The sequence below is a fragment of the Mucilaginibacter kameinonensis genome, from assembly GCF_003675385.1.
GTDB lineage: Bacteria > Bacteroidota > Bacteroidia > Sphingobacteriales > Sphingobacteriaceae > Mucilaginibacter > Mucilaginibacter kameinonensis.
Genome location: NZ_RCWZ01000003.1, coordinates 472524 through 486427 on the forward strand (window position 1 = coordinate 472524; position 13904 = coordinate 486427).

The window sequence follows — 13904 nt, forward strand, 5'->3', positions numbered from 1 at the left end:
AAAATTTATAAATTAATGGATCAGTAACTTTAAAACACATGCCCGATATTATTATATAGCCAAGCAACCAACGGAAAATACCGCCGGTTGCCTGTTATTTTTTAATACCAGTAAAAATTAACCTTTCAGTTGTAAGATCTCCTTAATATCAGCGATGATCTTATTGGCCAAACCGTTCGCCACGGTTTCAGAATTGCCTTCGGAGTATATCCTGATAATGGGCTCGGTGTTTGACCTCCGCAAATGTACCCATTCTTTATCAAATTCTATTTTCAAGCCGTCTATTGTTGAATGAGGCTGCTTGATATATTTTTCTTCCACCCTGCTCAAAAGGGCATCTATGTCCATTTCGGGCGTTAAAGTGATCTTATTTTTTGAAATAAAATAACCCGGGTATGACGCACGCAGGCTTGAAACTGACTTGCCATACTTAGCCAGGTGAGTTAAAAACAAGGCTATACCAACTAAAGCATCACGACCGTAGTGCAATTCGGGATAAATAACCCCGCCATTACCCTCGCCACCAATAACCGCGTTAACCGCTTTCATCTGGTTCACCACATTTACCTCTCCTACTGCCGCGGCATGGTATTCGCCACCTGCTTTTTCAGTAACATCGCGCAAGGCACGGGTTGATGAAAGATTGGAAACGGTGTTACCAACATTGTTTTTCAAAACATAGTCAGCCACGGCAACCAGTGTATATTCTTCGCCAAACATATTACCATCTTCGCAAACAAAACAAAGGCGGTCAACATCCGGATCGACAGCTATACCTAAATCCGCCCTCTTGCTTACCACTTCTTTTGATAAAGCTATCAGATTTTCGGGAAGCGGCTCTGGGTTGTGCGGGAAATTGCCGTCAGGCTCACAGTATAATTCGTGAACAGTTGCAACGCCTAAAGCTTTCAGCAAGGCAGGCACAAAGATGCCACCCGTAGAGTTTACGCAATCTATTACTACTTTAAAGTCGGCTTTTTTGATAGCCTCAACATCAACCAATGGCAAAGCCAGTACCTGGTCAACGTGTTTTTGCAGCCAGGTATCATCATGGGTAACTTTACCCAGATCATTTACATCGGCATATATAAAATCGCTATACTCTGCAATGGTCAATACTTCCTTACCATCGGCATCACTAATAAACTCGCCATCGGCATTAAGCAGCTTAAGCGCGTTCCATTGTTTAGGATTATGGCTTGCAGTAAGAATGATACCACCGGCTGCTTTTTCGCCGGTAACGGCAACCTCAACAGTAGGCGTAGTTGATAAACCAAGATCAATAACGTCAATGCCTAAGCCTTGCAGCGTACCAACAACCAGGTTATTCACCATTTCACCCGATAAACGGGCGTCACGGCCTACCACAATCTTTTTAATTCCTGATTTTTTTACAGCCCATGAACCATAGGCCGAAGTAAATTTTACAATATCAAGCGGTGTTAAACCGTCGCCAACAGCGCCACCTATAGTGCCGCGTATACCTGAAATAGATTTAATTAAAGTCAAAATGCGATGTTTTTGGTGTGGTAAAAGTAAAAAATATAAGATACAAATGATATTGTTTTAAGTAATTGCGCAAACGCTTGCACACTAATTTACTGTTTATTAATACGGCATAGCGTTGGTTCAATTGTCATTCCTGCGCATTATTTTATGCTTAACGGGATAATACAAGACCTAAGTATTAAAAGTCTGAAGGTTTTTTTAACTGATTTGATAACTTTGAAAATTAAGTAAACAAGCATCTATAGTAAAAACAATGCCCGACTATCTTTTAAATCTCGACCGGCATTTATTTTATTTCATTAACCACGACCTGTCCAATTCGTTTTTCGATTGGATCATGCCATTGTTGCGCAATCCGAAATTCTGGATCCCGCTGTATATTTTCATTATCGCTTTTTGTTTATGGCGATACAGAAAAATCGGCGTTATCATTATCGTATTACTGGCCGCATCAGCAGGTATAGCTGATTTTACCAGCGGAGTGCTTATAAAACATACTGTACAACGCCTTCGACCCTGCCGCGACCCTATTGTATCGGTTACCGATGTTAGCCGCGTGCCTTGTGGTACAGGCTACAGCTTTCCCTCAACACATGCCACCGACCATTTCGCCATGGCCATATTTTTATGTTTTGTATTAGGCCGTAAATGGAAATGGGTCTGGCTTTGGGCCATTTTATGGGCAGGGAGCATCTGCTTTGCCCAAGTATACGTGGGTGTGCACTTCCCAATAGATGTGCTGTGCGGTGCCCTTTACGGCGCCCTTGTTGGATGGCTGCTTTCATTATTGTTTAAAAAATTACAACCTGCCTTTTAATGGGATACTGGAAAATTCTGCTGCTATTTTTTGCTGCCTTTTTTGGCGGTACTTCTGTATTTTTATTTAAAGGTGATAACCACAAAACGCTGAAACTGGTGTTATCATTCAGCGGGGCTTATTTGCTTGGGATTACCGTATTACACCTGATCCCCGACGCCTACCATGGCAATGATAACTATGTAGGGGTATTTATCCTGGTAGGTTTCCTGTTCCAGATTGTGCTTGAGCAATTTTCGGATGGGATAGAGCACGGCCACATGCATAAACATCCGCATGATCTGGCTGTTTTTCCAATAGGTATTATGATCAGCCTTTGCCTGCATGCATTTTTAGAAGGAATGCCGCTTGCGCAAGGCAACCAGGACCAATTGGTTTATGGTATTGCCTTACATCATATCCCGGCCGCGTTTGCCTTAGCTACCGTGCTGCTTACCAACAAACAAGGTAAAAACAAAACGATATTTTTTGTGGCAGTATTTGCGGTTATGGCACCAGCCGGATATTTTTTCAGCGATGCCTTAAGCACCGGGAACATCGGCAACCTGCAACATTATTTTAACCGGATCATGGGTGTGGTTATCGGGATCTTCCTGCATATTTCAACTACAATACTTTTTGAATCAAGTGCCGATCATCGTTTTAATATGCGCAAGATGATAGCCGTATTGGCCGGCGTGGCTATAGCCTTGCTGGGATTTTTGAAAGAGTTGTAACAGGCTCCCGGATGCCCCTCAAAGCGAAGTTTATTATCAAACTAAGTGCTTAAATATTAATATTTTTCCAATCCCTCTTGAGAGGGGCGCGGTGGGACACGAGTGATTGCAGGGGTGTGTTTCATCAGCATTCATTACAAGTGGTTAAACACACCCCTCCACCCCTCTCAAGAGGGGAATCGCACTTTCCCACACTTTTGGTTACACTTTTGTTTTTCTTTAACAACTTATAAAATAAAAAGGTGCGTCTGTATCTCACCTCAGACGCACCGGTTACCAAAATATCATGGTAATCATCAACTAAACCCGGATTCATGTTTGGAATGCTCCGGGATATCTTTGATCAGAATTTTCAGTTATTTATATTCTGAAAATTCTAAAATCCTGTAAATTCTGATTCTGACATTATTTCACATAAAAACTCCTTCTCAGCCTGATATCCTCAGATGAGCTGCCAACCATCACTTTAAATTCGCCTGGTTCAACAACCTGTTTCATCTGGCGGTTCCAAAGCATCAGTTCCTTGTTGTCTATTTTAAATTGAACAGTACCACTTTCACCTGGTTTAAGGCTGATCCTTTTAAAACTTTTGAGTGATTTTACCGGGGTAGTTACACTGGCTATAACATCGCGTAGATAAAGCTGCACTACTTCTTCACCTTCAACCTTACCGGTATTTTTAACAGTAACGCTAACGTTTGCGGAACCATTAAGCGGGATTTGTGACTGGGCGATTTTCAAGTTTGAATACTCAAATGAGGTATAGCTTAAGCCATGCCCGAATGGAAACAGCGCCGAAGTATCCTGATCAACATACACGTGCCTTGAGGTTGGCTTATGATCGTAATAAAAAGGCACTTGCCCTACCGATCTTGGGAAAGTCATTGGTAATTTGCCTGACGGATTTACTTTACCCAATAACACATCGGCTATGGCCAACCCACCGGTTTCACCCAGAAACCATGATTCCACTATAGCAGGGATCTTCTTGGCAACCCAGTTAATGCACAACGGCCTGCCATTAAACAACACAACCACAGTTGGCTTCCCTGTTTTATAAATCTCTTCTATAAGATGGCTTTGTTGTTTGTTAAGATCGAGGTTAGCCCGGTCTTTCCCCTCACCTACTTCATTGATATCCTCGCCTAAAACAACTACTGCTACATCCGATTGCTTAACCGTATTGATTGCTTTCTGAAGATATTCATTTTGCTTTGCGGCAGAGGTATCAGCTGTATAGCCCGTTTCAAATTTAATATCCAGGTTATTATCGGCCTTTTGCTTCAAAGCATCTAATATGGCTACACCTTTGCCCATCTTATTGGCGTAACCGCCCAGGTATGTGCTTTCGGCCAGCGGCCCGACAACCGCCACCGAATGCACATTAGGCCCAAGCGGCAATATATTATTATCATTCTTAAGCAGACTGATCCCTTCCTGTGCAAGTTTAAGGGCGACGGCGCGGCTTTCTTCTGTATGGTTTACTTTTTTGAGCAGATCGGTGTCGATATAAGGATGATCAAACAAACCCAGCATAAACTTTACCCGCAGCACATTTGATACAGCGCGGTTCAGATCTGCCATGGATAGTTTTTTGCTTGCCAGTGCCTTATTCATGGCCTCATGAAAAGGCACATGCGGAAAATCATAAAACTGCATATCCATACCGGCGGTAAAAGTTTGTCCCAAGGCATCGGCCGCGTCGGTTGCTATTTGATGATTGTTTAGCGACATCTTAATGGCACCAAGATCTGACAGCACAAAACCCTTAAAACCCCATTCGCCACGCAGCACATCTTTCAACAACCATTTGTTATCTACACATGGGATACCGTCTATTTCACTATAAGCTGCCATCATACCCATCGCGCCGCCTTCTCTTACAGCCTTTTCAAATACATATAAAAAAGATGAGCGGGCTTCACGTTCGCCCATATTAACCGGAGCTGTATTGCTGCCAGCTTCCGGAATGCCGTGTACAGCAAAATGCTTTGGCTCAGATAACACCGCATTATGATCACTCAATTTATTGCCTTGCAAACCTTTCACCATAGCTACGCCGTTGGCTGCCGATAAAAATGGATCTTCGCCATAGGTTTCTTCAACACGGCCCCAACGTGGATCGCGCGGAAGACAAAGTACCGGGCCTAACACCATCGCCACACCATGGGCACGCATTTCTGTTGCTATGATACGGCCGGCCTTATGCACATTGGTAGTATCCCAGGCACCGGCCAGTGCCAGCGGACTTGGAAAGGTAGTACTGCCCAAACCTTCGTAGCCGTGCAGCCCTTCTTCAATAAAAAGTACAGGAATACCAAGACGTGTTTTCTCCACAGCATATCGTTGGATCTGATTGCTTACGTCGGCAGTTAAAGGATACAGGTCATGAACCGAACCGATGCCTTCTGTGCCAATATTGATGCGGGCACTATCCGACATGGAAACCGCGTCATGTCCTTGCATGTTTGCAACCTCGTGGCCCCAGTACATATCCAGCTGACGGATCTTTTCGGCAGTTGTCATCCGGCCAAGTAAATCGGCCACACGCTTTTCAACCGGTAGCGACGCGTCTTTATACGGAAGCTTGGCAGTAGGTTTAGGGGTATTAAATGAACAAAAAATCGTTACTAAAAGAACCGATATATAGGCGTTCTTTTGCTTCATAAATAATTTATAATTGGTTGGGTTATTACTTGCCGCACAATCGATTGTTTATTTGAACAAACAAATCCAGTCCGGCTTATCGAAGGCTAAAACTATACCTGGAAACTAATAAGTGATTAATAAAACATTAACGGCAGGGCTTATCCGCCATTAATGTCAATTAAATTTGATGAAAGAGCTTTATAACGCTATTTTTTTACCGGGGGTGGCACATCGGCTGTTAAAGGCACTTGCTTCCGGAGCATTTTAGCGGCATAACCGGTTAGGTACAGGTAATAATCATTAGGGATATCGTCCTCAAAGGTTACGAATGTACTTAAGCCTACCGGCGGATTTTTTGATACTTTGAGGATAGCCGTTCCTTCGTCAACTTCGTCGAACATGGCTACGTACAGCATTTCGGCACCGCTGTTGATGGCACCGTTTATCTGTTTCCAATAAAAATGACCGCGGTTACGAGGGATCTGGTTTTGTTTGGCCCGCGGGTTCATATTATGCCAGCTGAAGCCCGGAAATACCGTGGGAACATAATCAACTTTATTTTCCTTACACCAGGCAATATCCTCGGCAATACGGTGCTGAAAGGCTGGATAAGCTTCTTCATTAAAGCGACCAACAAACCAGGGATGAACAATATCTACCTTACGCAACAGATCATGTAAATGCGGATCATTCTCGGTGTCGTTGCCAAAATCCCGCCAATATGTAGGCACGCCAAGCAATATGGCGCAACCTCCGTAAACCGGGTCATTCTTTAAAAAATCGATGATCTTTTCGCCTTCAGTCAAACCATAACGGCGATGGTCATTAAAACCTATCCCCCATACAGCAACCAAAGGTTTTCCATTGTGATATAACCAGGTTTGGTTGTTGCCCCGGTTGGTTACTTTCATACTGTCGATAAGATGTTTCCAATCCTTTATCACCAGCGAATCGCCGCCCGCGTTCATGCCCGACAGATCGTACATCACGGTAATAGCCCTATGGTATTTCTGCGCATACTTAAGGGCATTGCCCAAAACCACGTCATTATGATGCTTACCGGCTCCACGTAGCACATCGCCAATAAAGCGCTGCACAAAAACACCGTCGACACCATATTGCTGCATCCACTTAAAATGAGTTTCGGTTGATGAGGCATCGTACGAGCTGTACAGATAAGCGTCGCTGCCATCGGCCAGTTTAAATGGCGATTTATAGGTTTTGGGATATTCACTTACATCGGGCCACAGGTCGATATTGGTATAACCAGGCTCAAACTTTCCATGCGAAACGTAATGGTTCCACCAACGATTGCCGCCATCGCCGGGCGCGTTGAACCATCCCTGGTAACCGGCCATCACCAAACCTTTATAACTTTTAAATGCCGATGTTTTACTGTGCCTCAACTGAGCGTTGGCAACAGCGCATAGCAGTAGCAGCAAGATGCTAAAAACGTGTTTTTTCATCAGGATAGAATTTTAATATGTGTTGATTTTTTGCTTAGATCAGATGCCCCAGTTTTTATTCGGTTTAGGCCCCATTTCCAATTCAAGCTTACCGCCGGCCATGAGTTGCTCATGGGTAAAGAGCGGCTTGTTAAGCACCTGACCGTCAAACTTAGCGCTTTGAATATATTTGTTTACTACCGAGCAATTGTTAGCTACCAGTTTAAACTGCTTACCATTTTGCAGGTTGATGGTAACCTTGCTGAAAACCGGGCTGCCGATGGTATAAACTGGCTTTCCTGGTGTAATCGGGTAAAAGCCCATCGACGAAAACACTACGAAGGCCGACATACCACCACCATCTTCATCACCCGGAATGCCGAAGATGTTGTCCTTATACCAAACATCAAGCAGGAACCTTACGCGCTTTTGCGTTTTCCATGGCGCGCCGGCAAAGTTGTACAGGTATGGAATATGGAAACTTGGCTCATTACCCATCGAATACTGCCCAACTAAACCCGTTGCATCAGGAAATTTGGCCCAGAACTGGTATTTGCTTCTGTCAAGGCTTTCGCGAAACAACTGATCCAAACGGGCCTGGAATTTATCTTGTCCGCCCATCAGGTTTGCCAGGCCAGGGATATCGTGCTGTACCTGCCACAGGTAAGTCCAGCCATTGTTTTCGTCATAAAACTCGCGACCGCCTAAACCGCCGTCAAACTTAGGATCGATATCAATCCAATTACCGTCCTTGTCTTTAGGGATAAACATTTGCTTATCGTTGTTCCAAAGGTTTTTATAGTTAAGCGCGCGTTTGGCAAAAGTTTGCTCATCGGCTGTCTTTTTCAGCTCACCAGCAAACTGTCCAACCGCCCAATCGTCATAACTGCCGCCGAGGGTTACGGCTACCGCCTGGCGTTTTTCAAAACCATGCACCAGGCTTACAGTTTCCTTCTCGCCTTTTTTTAAGGCAGGGAAATATCCGTTGGTATGATAGAAGTCGTCCAGTTCGCATTTAGGGCCATTTTCCCATGGCAGCATAGTAGCTTCGTTGGCATTTTTCAGGATACCTTCATAAGCCTTATCCACATCGAAACCACGGATACCTTTGCGATAATCATCCAGAAACATTACTGTAGAGTGAAACCCATTCATACAAGGATTATCGCCAAACAATACTGGAAAAGTTGGCATCCAGCCGCTTTGCTCATATTGGTTAACATACGAGTTCAGCATATCCGACTCCAGCTTTGGGTTCAGGATAGTACGAAGCGGGTGCAAGGCCAGGTAAGTATCCCAAACCCAGTCATCCACATAAAACGGACGGTTGCTATCATGAACTTTCTTATCGTATCCGCTGTAGTAATGGCCGTCTTCGTTAATATCAACCATACGCTCATTACAACGATATAAAGCAGTGTAAAATGAACGACGCTGCGCCACGGTACCTCCTTCGGTTTCAATTTGGCCAACTATTTTTGCCCATGTCGCTTTGGCTGCCTGTTTAAGCGTTTCAAAATCGGCGCTACCAAATTCATCGTTAAAGTTTTGCTTAGCCTGTTGAGGGCTTACGTATGATATAGCGTACTTAAATTCAATTACATCCGGAGTACCGGCAGCAAACGTGATGTATGATTTAAGGTCTTTTCCATCGGCTGTGCTTTGTTTAACCAGAGTGTTATCCTTCACTATGCCGGCAGTACCTTTGGCACTAAACTTACCATATACATAAACCTTGATATCGTCATGGTAGGTTTCAAAACCGGTTAGCTCATTGCCGCCGGTGAAGGTAAAATTGGCTGCCCCATCGTTATACAATCCAAACAAAATGCTTTTAGCAGCACTTTTAGCAGGAAAAGTAAATTTATAGTCGCCAACCTTTTTGCCTGGCGCAAATTCTACCGTGATATCCTTATCAATCAGGAAAGTTGAATAATACCACGGACGGGTAACTTCCAGATCATGATCATAGGTCATTCTTTCATTCCACGAAGCAGGGGTAATCGCGCTATTATCCGGCTTAACCGAAAACACCTCCCCTAACCTATGCGATACCACATTAAGCGGAAAGCTGGAGATCTGATCATCAATATAATCATGACGTACAGGCAGCATTCTGATCATTTGGTTAGGCAGATGCGCGGTTGGCCGGGTCGGCTCAAGCAGGGCTCCTACATTACCAATATGCGGATCGATGTATTGAAGATTGCCTTCGTCTTTTGTTTGAGCAGATACGGTTACACCGCCGCACAAGCTGCTGATGCTAATTATTGCAGATAAAAACGCCGGCTTTAACAACCGAGGGAAAGAGGTTAGCATGGGTAATAATTTATTTCTTATTAATGTTTTTTATTTTGTTCTGTAGAGACGCATCACATGCGTCTCCTAATTTATATATATCATTTCGCATTTACTTGTCCTACTGAAGACGCATGTAATGCGTCTCTACGTGAACCTTTTTTAAAGCAAATATCAAAATACAAGCAGCCGGGCTTATTAACTGGTAACAGCCTCAAAATTGCTTGCACAACTTAATTAATTATTAAAAATTGATTAATTAATCCAATAAATATCAATTGTAACAGATTTATTCAAGAATTGAATGAAAATCGCGCTCAAAAGCTTCGCCGTAAATTGCTTTATACTCCTTATTGAAATTCTCGAACGTATTTTTTGCCAGTGAGTGTTTACCGATATGCGAAAGCGCTTTGCACTTCAGGATCATGGCTTCCTCATTCACTGGGTCGAAATAGAAGATATCATTAGCCAGTTTGATCAAAAACTCAGGATCATCGGTAACCTTTATCGAATTTGCAAACTGAATGTATGAATCGGTGATTTCATTTGATACTTCCGATTTGAACGCGTCGAGCCATTCGTATTCTATATTCGACAAGAAATTACCCCGTTGGGTTATATGTGTAAGCTGTATGATTTTCTGCTTATTAAGCTTGCTTTTATTGGATACAATATTGAGATAATTATGATAATCAACCTGGATCTCGTTATAATCTATCTCAATTTTCCAATAGCCCGTATCTTTAGATAGATGGCAATGGCCCATCTTATCCAACAGGGATTTCAGCTTGGCAATGTTCACTGAACGGTTATTACGCGCGCTTTTTTCCGATTTATCAAACCAAAGGATCTCATTTAGTTTTTCCGAGCTTACCCCCCTGTCAAATTTCACCGAATACATCAGGATCACCAAAAACAGCTCTTTCAATAAAGGCGTAAAGTACTTGGTGATCTCGTTACCATCGGGCGTAAACAATTGCAAATCGCCAAATAAAAATATGGCATTCTTATTGGCATGCAACCGGCTTTCGTTTTCCTCTTTAATTTCAGGCACACCCTGTTCCTGCGTTTCGTTAACTGGCGTTGTTTCAGCTACAGCCTTTTGAGGTTCCGGCAATACTTGTAGGATTATCTTTTTACGGCGGTTAATAACAACAACGGCTCCTATTCCTAAACATATAACACAACCACCAACTATCCACAGTAAGTAACCCATATGGCTCTCGGATAAAATATTAGTAACAACCGGTTCTGGTGGACTAAGCAGCGAGTAAACCTTAACCCGGGTGTGGTCATTTTCCTTAAACAGCATTACAGATAAAAATTTTGCGCTATGTGGCAGATAATACAAATCAGCAAAGGCACTTACATCGTGGAATTGAAACGGAATGGTATCGCCAACCATTTCGTAGGCAGGTTTGTCCAGCGATCCTTTTATAAGTTGCAGGTTTGAGTTGAATTTGTGCTGCGGGAAGATCAAACCATAATAGCTTTTATCTTTCGAGTTGATGACAAGCGAGTTGGCGAAAACAAAATCCTCGTTTTTAACGTCGATATTGAAAAGCTTTTTAAACGTCCTGTCCTTAACCGTGTAGCGCACCATATCATACAAGTTACGCGGATTCACAATCTGCTGCCCCGATGCACTGCCATAACCACCAATTACATAAACCGTATCGCCGGTGGTATTAGCACCTAACCCGGCCAAATAACGCGGGGTAAAAGTATCTCCCTTAAATTTAACCTTCTCCCACTGTTTAGTATTAAGACTAAACCTGCGGACACTGTCTTTGTAAATCAGCTGCCCATATCCGCCTATAGTATAAATAGCCGTATCTGTTTTGCTGAAAAACTTATTGAGATGACCGTTATTGGTTGCAAAATTACTATAGCCCTTATCCCACTTGCCGGTAACAAAATCAAATGTGCCGACAGCGGTTTGATCCATAAACAGGTAATAAAGCTTGTTATTGGCATACAGGGCCTGGTCGCCCGGTACCAGCATTTGACGGCCGGAACTATATGCCTTGCTTTTTAACTGCGGCGTTTTGTTGATGGAATATGTAACCAATGAATCGGCAGTGACAACAAATACCTCCTCGTTTGCAGCATCAAAAGCCAAACTGGCATCTCCGGGAACGATAAATTCCTTTTCCAGTTGCCAGTTACGGTGCCTTGCCTTGATCCACAGTGGGTTATTAACCGAGCCACTGTTTTTATTTTCGGTTTCGTTGGCTACGCTACCCTCCCACTCATTAAGCGGCCAGTTTGCTATTTGCTCCGTATTTTGTTGTACACGAACATCACGCAATTTAAACGGCGGCAAATCAGTGGTTTGAAACTGCTTATAAGCATTAGCGCCAAAGAGTAGCTTATAGTTTGAACTTGCTTTTAAATGGATACCTGTTTCGCTTAATGACTGATTACCGGAAACAACGGTGATCTTGTCGTTTTTATAATCTATCTGAATCTTTAAATTATTCCAGCGTTCAAAAAGCAACTTATCATCAATATTGAAAGATATTTTTGAAAGACGTTCGCCAATAATGATCTTGAAGTGCTTGGTATTGGCCTGGTTATCATACACTAAGTCGACATTTTGATTATCGTCACCTATCAGCCGTAAAATATAACCGAAGTAAATAACCCTGTTAGGCAAGAAAGACAGATCAAACGAAACCTCAAATTTATCTTTAGGAGATAGATTTTTCAAGCCAAGGTCCAGCCCGGTGCGCTTATCCTGTACAACTTCATGACTATAGAACCCCAGCCCATAAGATTGTGCACGGGCAGGTGACATGAACAGAAAATTCAATAAAACAGTAACAATTATCCCCGGTAAAAAAAATCTCATGTTGATAAGTACACCTTAGGCATTACAACTCATGTACCCTGCTCGGTATTTATAATTTAGGCCCAAATTCAGTGCTTTTTAATTGGCTCGATTGGCTAAAATTACAATAATTACAGTTTAATTTCAAGGATTATAACATTATAATCCCCCGATACAACAAGCTGTTTAAGCTTCAATAAGTTAGTGAACTTATACTTAGTGTACAATATAATTTAACATTAATTTGGAACGGGAATTTCGTAACCTGTCGCTTTCAAAATAAACTCAACTATTGGCGCCGGGTTAGGTAAACTATGCGGATGATGTTTAAAACCCGGCTTATGAATTACCGTAATTGAACCTCCGAGCGCTTTAACCTTTTGCTCAAATAGCAGGGTATTTTTTGAAGGATCGACGGCCTCGTCATCATCGGCAGAAAGATGCAGCATCGGGAACTTACCTTTTACAATTTGTTGCACCTTATCAATAGGGCTCACTTTCAATGAGCCTATCTGGTTTGCAGAAGTTAAATTGAAATCCTTTTTTAAAATTGCCGAATCGGGCCAATATTTCAAATCGAGCAAGGCATTGTCGGCGTAGGTGCAGGCTACCTTATCAGGATTGGCTGCAGCCCAGTTGTATATGTAAATGCCTCCCCTGCTCATGCCTTCAAGCATGGCTTTTTTACCCAGGCCCGCGTTAGTCAGCATTTTATAAAAATCATTCCAGTAGCCAATTGCCTCATTATTACCCAATAGCTCGGCAACATCACAATAAACAATATGAAAACCCCGCTCTAAAAGCGCTATATCAGTCTGCGGCTCATGCCCCCAAAAGCGTGCACGCCATACCCATGAATGGCCTTTAGCAGCCCATTTTGGTTTTACAACTTTGCAATCGCGGTTATCAAAGGTAAATTCGGCGCAAGGGTAGCCGTAAAAATTGCTTTCTTTAACCTGCTGATTCATCCTGTTAAAAACATCATAATTTTTATCACGGGGCTGCACAACCACATCATATAGCCTTTTGGCAGTCATGGCTGTGCCTTCCAAATTGGGGTGAATTTTATCGGGCATCCAGCTTTCGTGGTTAACAAACATGGAGTGCATATCAATTACCTCTAAATGTTCATCATAGGCCACATTCCTGAGTTTGGGGATGATGCTGTTGACAATTACTTTATCATAAATCTGGTTAGTATCGACCTGAAAGGACGGAATAGGCAATAACAACACAATACGCGGATGCGAAGGTAACTGAGCGAATGACCGGATCAGTTCATGATAATCTCTTTCGTACTCATCCAGGTGAACCCGGTTAACGAGCTTGGCATCGTTACCTCCCAGATCAATAAATACCACATCGGGTTTGCTTTGCAGTGCATTCTGATAGGCTTTTGTACTCCAATACGACAGATCGCCTTTGCGCAAAAGTGTAGCGCTTCTTACCCCAAAGTTGCTAACCGAATAGTTTTTACCCAAAAGCTTTTGCAGCTGTGCCGGGTATGATTGCGCAGCCGGATTGGGCAAGGTAGCTCCATACGTGATACTTGCGCCTATGCAGGTTATTCTTGTTGTTGCGCTCGCGATGTTGATCAGGCAAAAAGCAATCAACATAATCAATATTCTCTTCATGAT

The 13904-nt window shown here is 42.9% G+C and carries 8 protein-coding genes; 2 read left to right on the forward strand and 6 right to left on the reverse strand.

All coding sequences use genetic code 11. The features are described from left to right. Positions 1-117: 117 nt before the first annotated feature. Positions 118-1509, reverse strand: coding sequence for a phosphoglucosamine mutase (gene glmM / locus EAH55_RS15220; RefSeq protein WP_121810415.1), 1392 nt, complete (start codon positions 1507-1509; stop codon positions 118-120). A 253-nt stretch (positions 1510-1762) separates the two neighbouring features. Here glmM and EAH55_RS15225 point away from each other — a divergent pair, with 253 nt between their 5' ends. Both EAH55_RS15225 and EAH55_RS15230 read left to right on the forward strand, forming a co-directional pair. Beyond that, positions 1763-2326 carry a phosphatase PAP2 family protein gene (locus tag EAH55_RS15225; protein WP_121810416.1) on the forward strand — a complete coding sequence of 188 codons (564 nt, stop codon included), beginning with the start codon at positions 1763-1765 and terminating at the stop codon, positions 2324-2326. Further along, positions 2326-3042, forward strand: coding sequence for a ZIP family metal transporter (locus EAH55_RS15230; RefSeq protein WP_121810417.1), 717 nt, complete (start codon positions 2326-2328; stop codon positions 3040-3042). Before EAH55_RS15225 ends, EAH55_RS15230 begins: the two co-directional genes overlap by 1 nt. A 405-nt stretch (positions 3043-3447) precedes the next feature. Here EAH55_RS15230 and EAH55_RS15235 read toward each other — a convergent pair whose 3' ends face one another. The 5 genes from EAH55_RS15235 to EAH55_RS15255 form a co-directional block, all read right to left on the reverse strand. Further along, positions 3448-5709: a glycoside hydrolase family 3 N-terminal domain-containing protein gene (locus tag EAH55_RS15235; protein ID WP_121810418.1), complete on the reverse strand. Its 2262-nt coding sequence runs from the start codon at positions 5707-5709 to the stop codon at positions 3448-3450. A gap of 188 nt (positions 5710-5897) precedes the next feature. Further along, positions 5898-7157, reverse strand: a complete 1260-nt coding sequence (locus tag EAH55_RS15240; RefSeq protein ID WP_121810419.1) for a glycoside hydrolase family 71/99-like protein — start codon at positions 7155-7157, stop codon at positions 5898-5900. A 39-nt stretch (positions 7158-7196) separates the two neighbouring features. Beyond that, entirely contained in the window at positions 7197-9455 is a 2259-nt protein-coding gene (locus tag EAH55_RS15245; protein ID WP_121810420.1) for a GH92 family glycosyl hydrolase, read from the reverse strand. Between the two features lie 268 nt (positions 9456-9723). Beyond that, positions 9724-12288: a Kelch repeat-containing protein gene (locus EAH55_RS15250; protein WP_162996892.1), complete on the reverse strand. Its 2565-nt coding sequence runs from the start codon at positions 12286-12288 to the stop codon at positions 9724-9726. 218 nt (positions 12289-12506) lie between these two features. Further along, a complete protein-coding gene (locus EAH55_RS15255) occupies positions 12507-13901 on the reverse strand; it encodes a GDSL-type esterase/lipase family protein (protein ID WP_121810422.1) in 1395 nt (464 codons plus the stop codon). Between the last annotated feature and the right edge of the window lie 3 nt (positions 13902-13904).